Raw genomic sequence first — 14742 nt, forward strand, 5'->3', positions numbered from 1 at the left:
AGGCAATCAGATCGGTATTCACACGTTGGAGGATTTTTTCAGGGCTTTAATTTCCTGACGACGCATACGGAAAAAATCGCTGAGCAACGTGGCGCATTCATCGCGTAACACGCCTTCAGTCACGTCAACCCGATGGTTCATGCCTGGATGATGCAGTACGTCCATTAACGAACCCGCCGCCCCCGTTTTCGCATCGCGCGCACCAAAAACTACCCGGCCAATACGGCTGTGCACCATCGCACCAGCACACATGACGCACGGTTCCAGTGTGACATACAACGTTGCATCCAGCAGACGGTAGTTTTGTAGCACCAGACCGCCCTGACGCAACGCCATGATTTCAGCGTGGGCAGTAGGATCATGATGGCCAATCGGCCGATTCCAGCCTTCGCCAATAACGCGGTTGTTGAGTACCAATACTGCACCCACCGGGACTTCACGCTCATCCCAGGCGCGCTTAGCTAACGTTAAAGCGTGGCGCATCCAGTATTCGTGGCTAAATTCAACATCAGACAAAGGGGTAACTCCAGTAATAAAAAGCGGACGCATTATACCCGTCATACTCCAAATTGCATGCGCGTTCGCTATTCGAGTTGTTGCAGTTCCCCGCGCGGCGTGACGCGCCAGCGATGCTGGCAAAAAGAGAGTAGTGGATTGTCCTGCTTACTGTCGCTGTAACCGCTGTATAGATGCAACGGCGCGCCAATCTGCTGTTCCAGTTGCGCCACTTTTTCATGTCCCAGACAGCGTAGCGGCAATACCCAGCCACCGTATCCACGCGCCATTTGACTGGCGATCAGATTGACACGCGGCAGCCACGGCGTATCGAAGTAAACCTGCTCTACCAGCGACTGCGGGGAACCGGTGATAAGCCAAATATCAGCATCGGAGCTTAACAAGTACGTCGTCAGACGCTGCTGCACGACAGGAAATGCCGTCACATGACCGCGAAACCAGCGCACAAAATCGGCCTGATGTGCCTTCAGGCGCGTTTCACTGCGACCAAAAGTACAGCCCCACAAGAGCAGGCTCATGGGCCAGCGAGCAGCGCGCCCTTTAATTAACATTGCCAGCGCAATAATCGGCAACAGAGGCAGCACCAGCAACGCATTTAGCGGTTGGCGACGCAACAGAAAACGTAAGAAACTGCCGAACATATCCTGCTGGTGTAACGTGCCATCCAAATCAAAAAAAACAACGCGACGCTGGTGACTGGTCAAACCTTATTCCTCTGGATCGTTGAACCCCAATAGCCAGGTAAACAGGAACCCGGCAATTACCGCTACCAGATAGCCTAACAGATAGAACATCACTTTTCCGGCAACAATCGTCAGTGCCAGCGGCAATCCCGAGATGCCAAAGGTGATGACCGTCGCCACCTTCCAGTAGCTGATCAGCGCCCCACCAACTGCACCACCGAGACAGGCACCGATAAACGGCTTGCCTAATGGCAATGTCACACCAAAAATCAGCGGTTCGCCAATACCCAGCAATCCGACCGGCAGCGCGCTTTTAATCACTTTTTTCAGCCGTGCGTTACGGGTTTTTATCAGTACCGCAATAGCCGCACCGATTTGCCCCACTCCCGCCATCGCCAGAATAGGAAAGAGTGCGTTATACCCGTGCGCCTGTACCAGCTCTACATGGATAGGGACCAATCCCTGATGGAGTCCGGTAAGAACCAGTGGCAGAAAGGTGCCTGCCAGCACCGCACCCACCAGGAAGCCACCGCGATCGATAGCCCAGGAAGCGCCATGGGCAATGGATTCGGCTATCCAGCCACCAAGCGGTTGCAGCGCCACAATGGCGATGGTCCCGGTAATAAGAGTGGTCAGTAGTGGATTAAGGATCAGTTCAAGAGACTCCGGCAGCACTTCGCGGAATTTACGCTCAATCCAGCACATTAGCGCTACCACCAGCAGCACCGCGATCACCCCACCGCGTCCCGGCTGCAAGGCCTCGCCAAACAAGGTAATTTGCGCCAGTTGCGGGCTGGAGAGAATGCCGGCCATCACGCCCCCCATCGCCAGCGAACCACCAAATACTTTGGCAGTATTCACCCCGACAAGGATGTTCATAATGGCAAACACGGCGCTACCGAAAATGCCTAACAGTCCCAACATATTCGGATAGTGGGTAGCCAAGTCCCCCACGATGTCCGGACGTTTGAGGATGTTAATGATACCGGTAATCAAACCGGAGGCGATAAACGCCGGAATAAGCGGGATAAAAACGTTAGCCAGTTTACGCAGCGCGTCACTCATCGGCGCTTTGTACTTCGCTTTGGCCTCTGATTTTGTCCGCTCAATATCCCCCACATTGGAACGTTCGCCGCCATCGGCAATCAGGGAACGCATGGCATCGACCACTTTCGCGGCTTTGCCCGGACCAACAATAATCTGGTGCTGCGCCCCCTGCTTCACGTAGCCGCTAACGCCCGGCAGTTGCTTGAGTCGGGAAATATCGAGCTGAGCGTCATCCTGTACTTCCACTCTGACGCGCGTCATACAGTTTTCCAGGCGCAGAATATTTTTCTCTCCGCCCACACCCAGCAGAATATCGCTGGCAAGCACCGCCGTTTTATCCATATCAGCCTCTTAGTGTTCTAACGCCGCGCGTAAAAAACCCTGATGTGCAGCCAGTTTTTCCCGGGCTGAAGTAGCATCGAGACCAGTTAGAGCCATCAAAATGGCGGGCTTAACATCAAAATCGGTCTGTTTCAGCAGAGCTTGCGCCTGGTCATACGCAATACCGGTGGCTTCCACGACCATGCGACACGCCCGGTCTACCAGCTTAACGTTGGTCGCTTTCATATCCACCATCAGGTTCTGATACACCTTGCCAAATTTCACCATTGCACCGGTAGAAATCATATTGAGCACCAGTTTTTGCGCAGTACCGGACTTCAGTCGCGTTGACCCTGTCAGGGCCTCCGGGCCAACAACCGGTGATATGGCGATGTCCGCTTCACGCGCGATGGGGGAATCCGGATTACAGGAAATCGCCACCGTGGTGCAGCCTACGGAACGAGCATATTGCAAGCCGCCAATCACATACGGTGTACGCCCGGATGCCGCCAGACCAACCACTAAATCCTGTGCCGTAAGGTTGAGCGAACGAAGATCATCTTCACCCAGCTGCGGGTTATCTTCTGCACCTTCAACGGCCTTCAGCAATGCCCCCGGACCGCCGGCAATCAGGCCAACAACCCGTCCATGTGGTACACCAAAAGTCGGTGGGCACTCAGACGCATCCAGTACACCAAGACGCCCGCTGGTGCCCGCCCCCATGTAGATAATCCGTCCACCCGCTTTTAACGCGTCAGCCGCCGCATCGACCGCAAGCGCAACTTCAGTCAGAGTTGCTTTTACAGCAGCGGCTACCAGCGTATCCTGTTGATTAAAACGATGAACCAACTCAAGCGTGGATAACGCATCAAGATCCATAGTCTGAGGATTGCGGCTTTCTGACACTAACGCACCGAGATTCATTTTTTGTTCCTTAGGAATTTTTAATTCATATTAATCCGTTATAATGGAATATAATATTCACCCAGGCGAGTGAAATTTTGTTTTGTAATCGCCATCACGTTTTCGCCAGGAGACAGCATGAACTGTTTGATTCGCATTCGTCAGCGTTACCCGGACCTCGCGCAAAGTGATAAAAAACTTGCGGATTACCTCCTCGCACAGCCGGATACTGCGCGTCATCTCAGTTCACAGCAACTCGCTTTTGAAGCGGGCGTCAGCCAGTCCAGCGTCGTGAAGTTCGCACAAAAAATGGGGTTTAAAGGGTTTCCCGCACTGAAACTGGCGATCAGCGAAGCACTGGCCAGTAATCCCAATCCCCATTCTATCCCAGTGCATAATCAGATCCGCGGCGACGACCCAATGCGTCTGGTTGGTGAAAAACTGATTCAGGAGAACGTTGCGGCCATGCACGCCACACTGGATATCAACAGCGAAGAAAAGCTGATGGAAAGCGTTGCCTTGTTACGCTCAGCCCGACGCATTGTCCTGACCGGAATTGGTGCCTCTGGGCTGGTTGCACAGAATTTTGCCTGGAAACTGCTGAAAATTGGTTTTAACGCGGTAGTGGAACGCGATATGCACGCACTGCTGGCAACGGTACAGGCGCTTTCGCCGGGCGATCTCCTGTTGGCGATTTCCTATACCGGGGAACGTCGTGAACTCAACCTGGCTGCGGATGAAACATTGCGTACCGGTGCCAAAATCCTTGCCATCACCGGATTTACACCCAATGCCCTGCAACAGCGAGCAAACCATTGCCTGTATACGATTGCCGAAGAACAAGCGACGCGCAGCGCGGCAATTTCATCGACGCACGCACAGATGATGCTTACAGATTTATTGTTTATGGCGCTGGTTCAGCAAGATTTAGAACATGCTCCGGAACGAATTCGCCACAGTGAAGCGCTGGTAAAAAAACTGGTCTGAACAAAGAATGCGCGTATAATGCCCGCCCGATTTGTGATGTTTTGAGAGTTTCCTGATGGCCCTGTTAATCACTAAAAAGTGTATCAATTGCGATATGTGCGAACCCGAATGCCCGAATGAGGCGATTTCGATGGGTGAGAGCATCTACGAGATTAACAGCGACAAATGTACAGAATGCGTAGGCCATTACGACACACCAACCTGTCAGAAAGTGTGTCCGATCCCCAACACAATTTTGAAAGACCCGGCACATAGCGAAACCGAAGAACAGCTGTGGGATAAGTTTGTATTGATGCATCACGCGGATAAACTATAGCCGCGTCGCCATCCGGCGATGAAGCCTGATGGCGCTAACGCTTATCAGGCCTACCCAGCACCTGTAAAAAACGCATAACCCGTAGGCCGGATAAGACGCCTCGCCATCCGGCAACGTCCTGAAACTAGCTTTCGATAATCACCGTGGCACAAGCGTAGTGCCGTTCATCGGCCAGCGTTACATGCATATGCGCGACACCCAGTTTTTCCGCCAGTTTTAACGCCTCCCCCCATAACCGCAGACGCGGTTTACCGAGTTCATCGTTGAAGACTTCAAACTGATTAAACGCCAGCCCATTGCGAATGCCGGTACCGAAGGCTTTTGCTGCCGCCTCTTTTACCGCAAAGCGCTTTGCCAGAAAACGCACCGGTTGCTGATGCGTTTCCCAGATGGCCCATTCGTTGTCACTCAGGACCCGTCTGGCCAGGCGTTCACCGGAGCGGGAGATCACCGCCTCGATCCGCGCAATCTCCACGATATCCGTGCCTAAACCCAGAATCGCCATTAGCCACGCGCTTCCAGCATCAGACGTTTCATTTCCACTACCGCGTCCTTCAGCCCGCTCATCACCGCACGTCCGATAATGGCATGCCCAATGTTTAGTTCGTGCATTTCCGGGATCCGCGCAATGGCTTTAACGTTATGGTACGTCAAACCGTGACCGGCATTCACCTTCAGGCCCAGACTGGCAGCAAAAGTCGCCGCTTTAGCAATACGCGCCAGTTCACTCGCCTGTTCAGCATCGGTTTTCGCATCAGCATAGCAACCGGTATGAATCTCAATGAACGGAGCGCCCACGTCGGCAGCCGCTTTAATTTGTTCTTCATCCGCATCGATAAACAACGAGACCAGAATTCCGGCATCAGCCAGTCGCTTGCAGGCATCGCGCATTTTGTCGCGCTGCCCCGCAACGTCCAGCCCCCCTTCCGTCGTGACTTCCTGACGTTTTTCCGGCACCAGGCAGCAAAAATGCGGCTTCGTCTCTACGGCGATAGCCAGCATTTCTTCGGTTACCGCCATTTCCAGATTCATGCGCGTATCCAGCGTCTGGCGCAGAATACGTACGTCGCGGTCGGTGATATGGCGACGGTCTTCACGCAGGTGTACGGTGATGCCATCCGCGCCAGCCTGTTCAACGATAAACGCTGCCTGAACCGGGTCCGGGTATGCGGTACCACGAGCATTACGTAAAGTGGCAATGTGGTCAATGTTGACGCCTAACAGTAATTCAGCCATGACAATCCTCGTTATTTTATTTTCGCTTCGGCAGAAACTGCCGGAATAATTCGCGGCTCTTTAAGGGCTTACCACCAAGATACGGCTTTAAGGCCATACGGGTAAAGCGTTTCGCAGCACGCAGCGTGTCAGCATCAGGAAATTCACGCGATTCAAGTGCTTTCAGATGGCGTCCGGTAAAGGTGCTGTTATCGATAACAACACTGGCGATAAATCCTTTTTCTTCCCGATAGCGGTAGGTCATGGTGTCATCTACCGGCTCGCCGCTGCCCGCACAGTGGGTGAAATCCACGCCGTAGCCCAGGTGGCCAAGTAAGGCCAGTTCAAAGCGACGCAGCGCCGGCTCTGGCGAACCTGTCGCGCCAGCCAGTGCCTGAATGCAGTTCAGGTAGTCGAAAAAGAGTTCAGAAAAACGGGTTTCATACTCAAGCACACGCGAGATGAGTTCATTGATGTACAGGCCGCTGTACAACGTGATACCGCTAAGGGGGAGTGCCAGAGATACGGCTTCCGCACTGCGCAAGGTTTTCACCTCACCACGGCCGCCAAAGCGAAGTAACAGCGGGGTAAAAGGCTGGAGTGCGCCTTTCAGGTTGGAACGTTTAGAACGTGCGCCTTTAGCGACAAGGCGCACGCGGCCAGACTCTTCCGTGAAGACATCCAGCACGAGACTGGTTTCGCTCCACGGGCGGCTATGTAAGACAAAGGCGCGTTGCCATCCTTCCATCATAATACTCGTCGTCTTTCAAGTTGCAGGTGCGTTGGCTGCGCCCGTTCACCCCAGTCACTTACGAGAGTAAGCTCCCGGGGATTCGCGGACTTGCCGCCTTCCTGCACCTCGAAAGCCATAGAGTATTAAAACTACTGGTCGTCGCCGTAACCGAGGCTGCGCAGCGCGCGTTCGTCATCGGCCCAGCCGGATTTCACTTTCACCCACAGTTCGAGGTGAACAGGCGCTTCGAACATCTCCTGCATGTCTTTACGGGCTTCAATGCCGATGGTTTTGATTTTGGCACCTTTATTACCAATCACCATCTTCTTCTGCCCCTCACGCTCAACGAGGATCAGACCGTTGATGTCGTAACCGCCGCGCTCATTAGAAATAAAACGCTCAATTTCGACGGTGACAGAATAAGGCAGCTCAGCACCCAGGAAACGCATCAGTTTTTCGCGGATGATCTCAGAGGCCATAAAACGCTGAGAGCGATCGGTGATGTAATCTTCCGGGAAGTGATGAATCGCTTCCGGCAGATGTTTACGCACGATGCCCGCGATAGTATCGACATTCAGTCCAGTTTCGGCTGACATCGGGACGATATCGAGGAAATTCATCTGGCTTGCCAGGAACTGCAGGTGTGGCAACAGATCGGCTTTTTCCTGAACGTTGTCGACTTTATTCACAGCCAGAATAACCGGCACCTTACCGTCACGCAGTTTGTTGAGCACCATCTCGTCGTCCGGCGTCCAGCGCGTGCCTTCCACGACAAAAATGACCAGCTCAACGTCACCGATAGAACTGCTTGCCGCTTTGTTCATCAGACGGTTGATGGCACGTTTCTCTTCCATATGCAGACCAGGGGTATCAACATAAATTGCCTGATACGCGCCTTCGGTATGGATGCCAACAATACGGTGACGAGTTGTCTGTGCCTTACGTGAGGTAATAGAAATCTTCTGCCCAAGCAGATTATTCAACAGGGTGGATTTGCCGACGTTCGGGCGACCGACGATGGCAATAAATCCGCAGTAAGTTTTCTCTTCGCTCATTCCAGCTCCAGTTTTTTCAACGCCTGTTCGGCGGCAGCCTGCTCAGCCTTACGACGGCTCGAACCTGTGCCAACCACCGGTTCACTCAGGCCGCTGACCTGGCAGTGGATTGTAAATTCTTGATCGTGCGCTTCGCCACGGACCTGCACCACCAGATAAGACGGCAGCGGCAGGTGGCGACCCTGCAAATATTCCTGCAAGCGCGTTTTCGGATCTTTTTGTTTGTCGCCCGGACTAATTTCGTCCAGACGCGTTTGATACCAGTTCAGGATCAGCTGTTCAACCGTCTGAATATCGCTGTCGAGGAAGACCCCACCGATCAACGCTTCGACGGTATCCGCCAAAATTGACTCGCGACGAAAACCGCCGCTTTTCAATTCACCCGGCCCCAGGCGTAAACATTCACCGAGGTCAAATTCACGGGCTAATTCAGCCAGCGTATTTCCACGCACCAGCGTGGCGCGCATGCGGCTCATGTCACCTTCATCCACACGTGGGAAACGGTGATACAGCGCATTCGCAATAACAAAGCTCAAAATAGAGTCGCCTAAAAATTCTAAACGCTCGTTATGTTTGCTGCTGGCACTACGGTGAGTTAATGCCTGCTGCAACAGCTCCTGATGATTAAAAGTGTAGCCCAGCTTCCGTTGAAGCCGATTAATTACGATGGGATTCATGCGATACCAATAAATGAATGCGTCAACAATTCAGCACACGAAACAGACCTGATATACACCCGTCATTAGAGAGACCAATGCTGTTTCGTGTGCCGTGGCAACCTGACGGTGCCAACCTAAAACTTCGGGGGAATATTCTATACACAACGACAAGGGATGTCGTTAGTCTGAGGGAATTAATCCAAGAAATAATTCACGCTGTCGTTATTAAGACGACAGCGTGAACAATTATCAGCAATTAGTGGATACCACCAATGCGGCTCAAACGAACGCCGGTTGGCCACTCACCTTCTTGTTTGTCGAAACTCATCCAGATTGCGGTCGCTTTACCTACCAGATTCGCTTCCGGTACAAATCCCCAATAACGGCTGTCCGCACTGTTGTCACGGTTATCGCCCATCATGAAGTAATGCCCCGGTGGAACGATCCAGGTGGCTAACTGCTGACCCGGCTGACGGTAATACATCCCCACCTGATCCTGCGCGATTGGCACCATCAGAATGCGGTGTGTTACCTCACCCAGCGTTTCTTTACGCTCGGTCAGGCGAATGCCGTTGTCTTTCGTTTCGTTCAGCGGAACTTCAAAGAAACCGCTGGTCGCTTCCCCGCCGTTACGACGAGCAAACGTCTGCACAAAATCGCTTGGCTGAACATCGGAATAGGTTACCGGCAGCGCGTTCTCACAAGCCTGACCAGAACTGCATCCTGGCTGAATAGTGACCTCTTTCGCCACCGGATCGTACGTCACTTTGTCTCCCGGTAAACCGACAGCACGTTTGATGTAGTCCAGACGTGGATCTTCCGGGTATTTAAATACCACGATGTCACCGCGTTTCGGGTGGCCTGTTTCGATTAGCGTTTTCTGATAAATAGGATCTTTAATTCCGTAGGCAAATTTCTCTACCAGAATAAAATCACCAATCAACAGTGTTGGCATCATCGAACCCGACGGGATCTGGAATGGTTCATAAATAAATGAGCGCACCACCAGCACAATAGCCAGTACCGGGAAAACGGATGCACCGGTTTCCAGCCAGCCCGGCTTAGGGGCCACTTTTTTCAGCGTCGCTTTATCCAGTGAATCGCCTGCAGCGGCCTGTGCCGCAGCCTGGCGCTCCCGGCGTTTTGGCGCGAAGACAAACTTATCTACGCACCATAAAATGCCCGTCACCAGTGTGGCAATCACCAGAATAAGGGCAAACATGTTCGCCATGCCAACTCCTTAAGATTATTTGCTGTCTTTACCGACATGCAGAATAGCGAGGAAGGCTTCCTGCGGCAGTTCGACGTTACCGATCTGCTTCATTCGCTTTTTACCCTCTTTCTGTTTTTGCAGCAGCTTTTTCTTACGGCTGATATCACCACCGTAGCACTTAGCCAGAACGTTTTTACGCAGCTGTTTAACTGTTGAACGCGCAATGATGTGCGTACCAATGGCCGCCTGAATTGCGATATCAAACTGCTGACGTGGGATCAGATCTTTCATCTTCTCGACCAGTTCACGGCCGCGGCTCTGGGAGTTATCGCGGTGAGTAATCAGCGCCAGTGCATCGACGCGTTCGTTGTTGATGAGAACATCAACACGTACCATGTCGGAGGCCTGGAAACGTTTGAAGTTATAATCCAGCGACGCGTAGCCACGAGAGGTCGACTTCAGACGATCGAAGAAGTCGAGGACCACTTCTGCCATTGGAATTTCATAGGTCAGCGCAACCTGGTTACCGTGGTAAACCATGTTGGTCTGTACACCACGCTTCTCGATACACAGCGTAATAACGTTGCCGAGGTATGCCTGCGGCAGCAGCATATGACATTCAGCAATCGGCTCGCGCAGTTCGTAGATGTTGTTCAGTGGTGGCAGCTTGGACGGGCTATCGACGTAGATAGTCTCTTTCGCGGTGGTTTCCACTTCGTAAACTACGGTCGGCGCGGTGGTGATCAGATCAAGATCGTATTCACGTTCCAAACGCTCCTGAATGATCTCCATGTGCAGCAGCCCCAGGAAGCCACAGCGGAAGCCGAAGCCCAGCGCGGTAGAACTTTCCGGTTCGTAGAACAGGGAAGCATCGTTCAGGCTCAGCTTACCAAGCGCATCACGGAAGTTTTCGTAGTCGTCGGAGCTGACCGGGAACAGACCCGCGTATACCTGCGGCTTCACTTTTTTAAAGCCAGGCAGGGGTTTATCCGCCGGGTTGCGCGCCAGTGTCAGGGTATCGCCTACCGGTGCACCGAGGATGTCTTTAATGGCGCAAACTAACCAACCTACCTCGCCACACTTCAGTTCGGTACGGTCAACCTGTTTCGGCGTAAAGATACCCAGGCGGTCGGCGTTGTAGACCTGACCGGTACTCATCACTTTGATTTTGTCGCCTTTACGCATGGTACCGTTTTTAATACGGACCAGCGAGACCACACCGAGATAGTTATCGAACCAGGAGTCGATGATCAACGCCTGTAACGGGCCTTCCGGGTCACCTTCCGGCGGCGGAATATCACGTACCAGACGTTCAAGAACGTCGGTCACGCCAACACCGGTTTTCGCCGAGCAACGGACAGCGTCAGCCGCATCGATACCGACGATATCTTCAATCTCTTCCGCCACACGCTCTGGATCGGCGGCTGGCAGGTCAATTTTGTTCAGTACCGGCACCACTTCCAGATCCATTTCCATGGCGGTATAGCAGTTAGCCAGTGTTTGCGCTTCAACACCCTGCCCGGCATCAACGACCAGCAGTGCGCCTTCACAGGCAGCAAGCGAGCGAGAAACTTCATAAGAGAAGTCAACGTGGCCCGGGGTGTCGATAAAGTTAAGCTGGTAGGTTTCACCATCAGATGCTTTGAAATCGAGCGTCACGCTCTGCGCTTTGATAGTAATACCGCGCTCACGCTCAAGATCCATCGAGTCGAGAACCTGCGCTTCCATTTCACGGTCAGACAGGCCACCGCAGATCTGGATAATACGGTCAGACAGCGTCGATTTACCGTGGTCGATGTGAGCTATGATTGAAAAGTTACGTATGTTCTTCATATAGTGTAATTATTGTGCCTTACGCCTGCCTGGGCAGGCTCTGAGAAGTCGCTGTTCTGAGCTTAACGTCTGTTTTAGTGAAACGCCGCATTCTACACTACATCGCCGAGGCGAGGAAATGTTCATAGAGCAAGGATAGCGGGAACTGGAAACAACTTTGCAAAGTCAGTGAAACTTTTGCCGGATGGCGGCATAAACGCCTTATCCGGCCTACTTCTGCATCTGAGGACGCTGTAGGCCTGATAAGCGCAGCGCCATCAGGCAAGGATATCACTGCTGGGTTTCGACGCGAATAAGATCGGGCGGGAGAGCAACGTTGAGAATAACCGGTTGCCAAGCTTCGCGCTCAGCAAGCTTACGGGAATATCCTCGCGCAATCAGGAATCCCCCCACGCCGCCCAGTATCGCCCCGCTGAGTGCGGCGATATCGCTGCCAAACAGCACCTGAAACAGCGCAGCAAAAATAAAGAGTCCCGCCAGCGGAGACATATACACCAACATCGCCGAGCCTAACAGACTCCCTTCGGCAATACCCAGTTCAACTTTTTGCCCTGGCGTCAGCGGTTCATCGCTGGGTACCACGATAGTATGCGTTGTTTGCGGCCCCAGTTTGTTCAGCACACGACTGCCGCATCCAGCCCGCGACGCGCAGCTGCTACACGATGCTTTAACATCGCAGCTGACCGTCGCCAGGCCATTTTGCCAGGAAACAACCGTTGCCCATTCTTTAATCATTGCGCGGCCCTGAACTTAATATTGTCCGCGATACGCTTTGCCGTTTGTGGCGGGAGCTCGCCCACAATGGTGATTTCGGCGTTATCCCGCACGGTAGTACTGACCGTTCGGCGTCCGGTGCGCAGCAGTTGATCGGCGCTGTTTTGCGACGCGCGGTTCACGTTCACAGAAAAACTGAACAGGCCATCAGAATACAGGCGCGATTCAATCGGCATGTTATCCATTGTCGGCAGTGGACGTCGGCTGCTGGAGACTTCACTGAATCCTTGTGGTAACCACGATGGACTCCAGTTGAAGTTAGTTTTCTCCCCCGCTGGAACAGACAGTAACGGCGGAAGATTTGCTTTCGCCAGCGTCTGCATGCTGTCGCTAACCCCGTTATTGACGGTAAAGGCGATAACGCGGAATTGTTCAAGCGTTTCGCCATCCCGATCGAGGAGATCGACACGCATTGGCAGCTTGGTTTCGGTGTCCATCCAGACGATGTAGCTGTAACGTGTACCGTCACGCGCGACCACGCGGATAACTTCACAGAGTCGGTCTGCAATACGCGTGCGGCCTACCGCGATAAAATCATAGTAGGGAGCAAGACGTTTAAAGTCGGTGTAAATCAGGGATGGCAGAGAATCAACGATATAGTCGCCATTCAGCGTGAATGGTTCGAGTCCTGGCTCAAAGTAACTAATTTCGTTGCCACGTTGCACCACTTCCCGGCGCGGTCCATCCATTTGCAACAACTGTGCAAGAGGACGGTTGTCCTGGCGGGCATGGCGATAACGTAGGGATTCAACGCCCTGCTTATTGATGCTGACAAATGACAGCTCATAGGTGAGCGACTGGCTGGCCAGATTCATCTGCTGCAACAACGCCCCGGACGCAGGATTGGCCGAGGCGTTTACAGAGAAGAACAGGCTACCAGCCACAAGTGACATGGCAAACCAAAGTTGCTTCATTACTGCGATTGCGTTCCTAAAGTTTGAATTCCTGGCACCTGGACAGCGGCTTGCTGTGTTTGCGCCTGCTCAAACTGAAGCTGTTCGGAGTGCAGTCGACGTTGCAGTTCGTAATCTTGCAACATGGCATTAATTCGACGACGCTGCTCCTGTACCTGCTGTTGCTGACCGCCACTGGCTGTCGCGTCAGAAGGTACACCCAGGCTCACCGGACTGGCTTTACCCATCATCGGTAATGTATTAAATACCGGCGTTTCGGGCTGCTGGGACGTTTCAGATTGTCCATTATAGTGCTGGACGCCAACAATAACTGCAAGTGATACACACGCGGCCACACCCATTTGGGTAAGCTGCGCGGCCCACGGACGCATTTTCTTCCAGAATGGCATTTTCTGCCACTGATGCGGTGCTGGCTGGGCCTCAGGGATCAATGGCGCCGCCTGACGTACTGGCTCATCTGCGATGGCAGCCATTACGCGGTCGGAAATATCGAAATGGAGAACGTCGGCGGTATCACCTCGCATAGAATCGCGAATCAGGTGATAACTCTCCCAGGTTTTTTGCATTTCCGGGTCATGAGTCAGCTCTTTGAGTAACTCAGTGTCCAGCGTTTCGCCATCCATTAAAGCGGAAAGTTTTTCTTTCTGCATGCCTAATACCTTTTCCAGTATCCCGCTATCGTCAACGCCTGATAAGCGGTTGAACTTTATTATCAATAGCTTCCCTCGCTCGGAAGATACGTGAACGCACCGTACCCACCGGACAATCCATGATAGCGGCTATCTCTTCATAGCTCAGGCCATCCAGCTCCCGCAAGGTTATTGCCATGCGTAAATCTTCCGGGAGGGACTCAATAGTTCGGAAAACTATCTGTCTCAGTTCTTCTGACAACATTAAGTTCTCAGGGTTCGAAATTTCTTTCAGTGCGCCGCCACTTTCGTAATTTTCTGCTTCAATCGCATCTATATCACTGGAAGGTGGACGACGCCCCTGAGCGACCAGGTAATTCTTCGCTGTATTGACTGCAATACGATACAGCCAGGTATAAAACGCACTATCTCCCCGGAACGAATCCAGCGCACGATAGGCCTTGATAAATGCTTCTTGTACAACATCGGGAACATCGCCCGAAGGTACATAGCGGGAAACCAGACTCGCCACTTTATGCTGGTAGCGAACCACCAGTAAGTTAAAGGCTTTCTGATCTCCCTTCTGGACCCGTTCAACCAGGACCTGGTCCGTTAACTGCTCGCTCATCCGAGGTAAAGTCTCCCCAAACCAAATTTCCACGCGCTTTCGAAACGCCACTCCATAAGCTTCACTATGAGCAAGCAAAAGCTTAGAGTGCTCAAGTTTCGTAAAGTTCCGTTACGCATTTGTTTTTGTTTGTCATGTTGTAGACAGGTCTTATCTCTCATTATAAGTCTACATAACCCGATCAACGCACTATCTGTATAGAAATGCCCATTTCACCGCTTGCAGAGTAACCCAACAGCCACTTTATTTCACCTCATAATCTGATGCTAACGGCCTGCTTCACAAAATATTTTTGCTCTTTCACTCCTCCCCATGC

General features: G+C 52.6%; 18 protein-coding genes. 2 read left to right on the forward strand and 16 right to left on the reverse strand.

What is annotated here, in order from left to right; all coding sequences use genetic code 11:
- Positions 1–18 precede the first annotated feature (18 nt).
- Genes tadA through murQ form a run of 4 tightly spaced genes read right to left on the reverse strand, consistent with a single transcriptional unit; the run spans position 19 to position 3491 of the window.
- Entirely contained in the window at positions 19–549 is a 531-nt protein-coding gene (tadA, locus tag NNO03_RS01515; RefSeq protein ID WP_271440669.1) for a tRNA adenosine(34) deaminase TadA, read from the reverse strand.
- A 35-nt stretch (positions 550–584) separates the two neighbouring features.
- A complete protein-coding gene (gene yfhb, locus NNO03_RS01520) occupies positions 585–1220 on the reverse strand; it encodes a phosphatidylglycerophosphatase C (RefSeq protein ID WP_271440668.1) in 636 nt (211 codons plus the stop codon).
- 3 nt (positions 1221–1223) lie between these two features.
- Positions 1224–2588, reverse strand: a complete 1365-nt coding sequence (locus NNO03_RS01525) for a PTS transporter subunit EIIC (RefSeq protein ID WP_271448633.1) — start codon at positions 2586–2588, stop codon at positions 1224–1226.
- A gap of 9 nt (positions 2589–2597) precedes the next feature.
- Positions 2598–3491, reverse strand: coding sequence for an N-acetylmuramic acid 6-phosphate etherase (murQ, locus tag NNO03_RS01530; protein WP_271448634.1), 894 nt, complete (start codon positions 3489–3491; stop codon positions 2598–2600).
- A gap of 117 nt (positions 3492–3608) precedes the next feature.
- Between murQ and NNO03_RS01535 the strand changes: the two genes are divergently transcribed.
- Positions 3609–4457: a MurR/RpiR family transcriptional regulator gene (locus tag NNO03_RS01535; RefSeq protein WP_271448635.1), complete on the forward strand. Its 849-nt coding sequence runs from the start codon at positions 3609–3611 to the stop codon at positions 4455–4457.
- A 55-nt stretch (positions 4458–4512) separates the two neighbouring features.
- Positions 4513–4773 (forward strand): YfhL family 4Fe-4S dicluster ferredoxin, encoded by a 261-nt coding sequence (locus tag NNO03_RS01540; RefSeq protein ID WP_137383471.1) that lies wholly within the window; start codon positions 4513–4515, stop codon positions 4771–4773.
- 124 nt (positions 4774–4897) lie between these two features.
- Here the strand turns inward: NNO03_RS01540 and acpS are convergent, their stop codons facing one another.
- The 12 genes from acpS to rseD all read right to left on the reverse strand — a co-directional run bounded on the left by acpS (position 4898) and on the right by rseD (position 14587).
- Positions 4898–5278: a holo-ACP synthase gene (gene acpS / locus NNO03_RS01545; protein ID WP_005130319.1), complete on the reverse strand. Its 381-nt coding sequence runs from the start codon at positions 5276–5278 to the stop codon at positions 4898–4900.
- A complete protein-coding gene (gene pdxJ / locus NNO03_RS01550; RefSeq protein WP_137383470.1) occupies positions 5278–6009 on the reverse strand; it encodes a pyridoxine 5'-phosphate synthase in 732 nt (243 codons plus the stop codon). Before pdxJ ends, acpS begins: the two co-directional genes overlap by 1 nt.
- A 16-nt stretch (positions 6010–6025) precedes the next feature.
- Positions 6026–6736: a DNA repair protein RecO gene (gene recO, locus NNO03_RS01555; RefSeq protein ID WP_137383480.1), complete on the reverse strand. Its 711-nt coding sequence runs from the start codon at positions 6734–6736 to the stop codon at positions 6026–6028.
- A gap of 134 nt (positions 6737–6870) precedes the next feature.
- On the reverse strand, positions 6871–7776 hold the full coding sequence (era, locus tag NNO03_RS01560) for a GTPase Era (RefSeq protein ID WP_271440665.1): 906 nt from the start codon (positions 7774–7776) through the stop codon (positions 6871–6873).
- Positions 7773–8453 carry a ribonuclease III gene (rnc, locus tag NNO03_RS01565; protein WP_003037579.1) on the reverse strand — a complete coding sequence of 227 codons (681 nt, stop codon included), beginning with the start codon at positions 8451–8453 and terminating at the stop codon, positions 7773–7775. Before rnc ends, era begins: the two co-directional genes overlap by 4 nt.
- Positions 8454–8691: 238 nt before the next feature.
- Positions 8692–9666, reverse strand: a complete 975-nt coding sequence (lepB, locus tag NNO03_RS01570; protein ID WP_048210888.1) for a signal peptidase I — start codon at positions 9664–9666, stop codon at positions 8692–8694.
- A gap of 15 nt (positions 9667–9681) precedes the next feature.
- Positions 9682–11481: a translation elongation factor 4 gene (gene lepA / locus NNO03_RS01575; RefSeq protein ID WP_005130327.1), complete on the reverse strand. Its 1800-nt coding sequence runs from the start codon at positions 11479–11481 to the stop codon at positions 9682–9684.
- A gap of 270 nt (positions 11482–11751) precedes the next feature.
- Entirely contained in the window at positions 11752–12216 is a 465-nt protein-coding gene (rseC, locus tag NNO03_RS01580) for a SoxR-reducing system protein RseC (protein WP_202038023.1), read from the reverse strand.
- Positions 12213–13169: a sigma-E factor regulatory protein RseB gene (rseB, locus tag NNO03_RS01585; RefSeq protein ID WP_048210886.1), complete on the reverse strand. Its 957-nt coding sequence runs from the start codon at positions 13167–13169 to the stop codon at positions 12213–12215. The genes rseC and rseB overlap by 4 nt, the downstream gene beginning before the upstream one ends.
- Positions 13169–13819, reverse strand: a complete 651-nt coding sequence (gene rseA / locus NNO03_RS01590) for an anti-sigma-E factor RseA (RefSeq protein WP_271440664.1) — start codon at positions 13817–13819, stop codon at positions 13169–13171. The genes rseB and rseA overlap by 1 nt, the downstream gene beginning before the upstream one ends.
- 31 nt (positions 13820–13850) lie before the next feature.
- On the reverse strand, positions 13851–14426 hold the full coding sequence (rpoE, locus tag NNO03_RS01595; protein ID WP_003037573.1) for an RNA polymerase sigma factor RpoE: 576 nt from the start codon (positions 14424–14426) through the stop codon (positions 13851–13853).
- Positions 14423–14587, reverse strand: coding sequence for a rpoE leader peptide RseD (gene rseD / locus NNO03_RS01600; protein WP_124022090.1), 165 nt, complete (start codon positions 14585–14587; stop codon positions 14423–14425). The genes rpoE and rseD overlap by 4 nt, the downstream gene beginning before the upstream one ends.
- Positions 14588–14742 lie beyond the last annotated feature (155 nt).

It is taken from the genome of Citrobacter sp. Igbk 16 (assembly GCF_028069755.1).
Lineage (GTDB): Bacteria > Pseudomonadota > Gammaproteobacteria > Enterobacterales > Enterobacteriaceae > Citrobacter.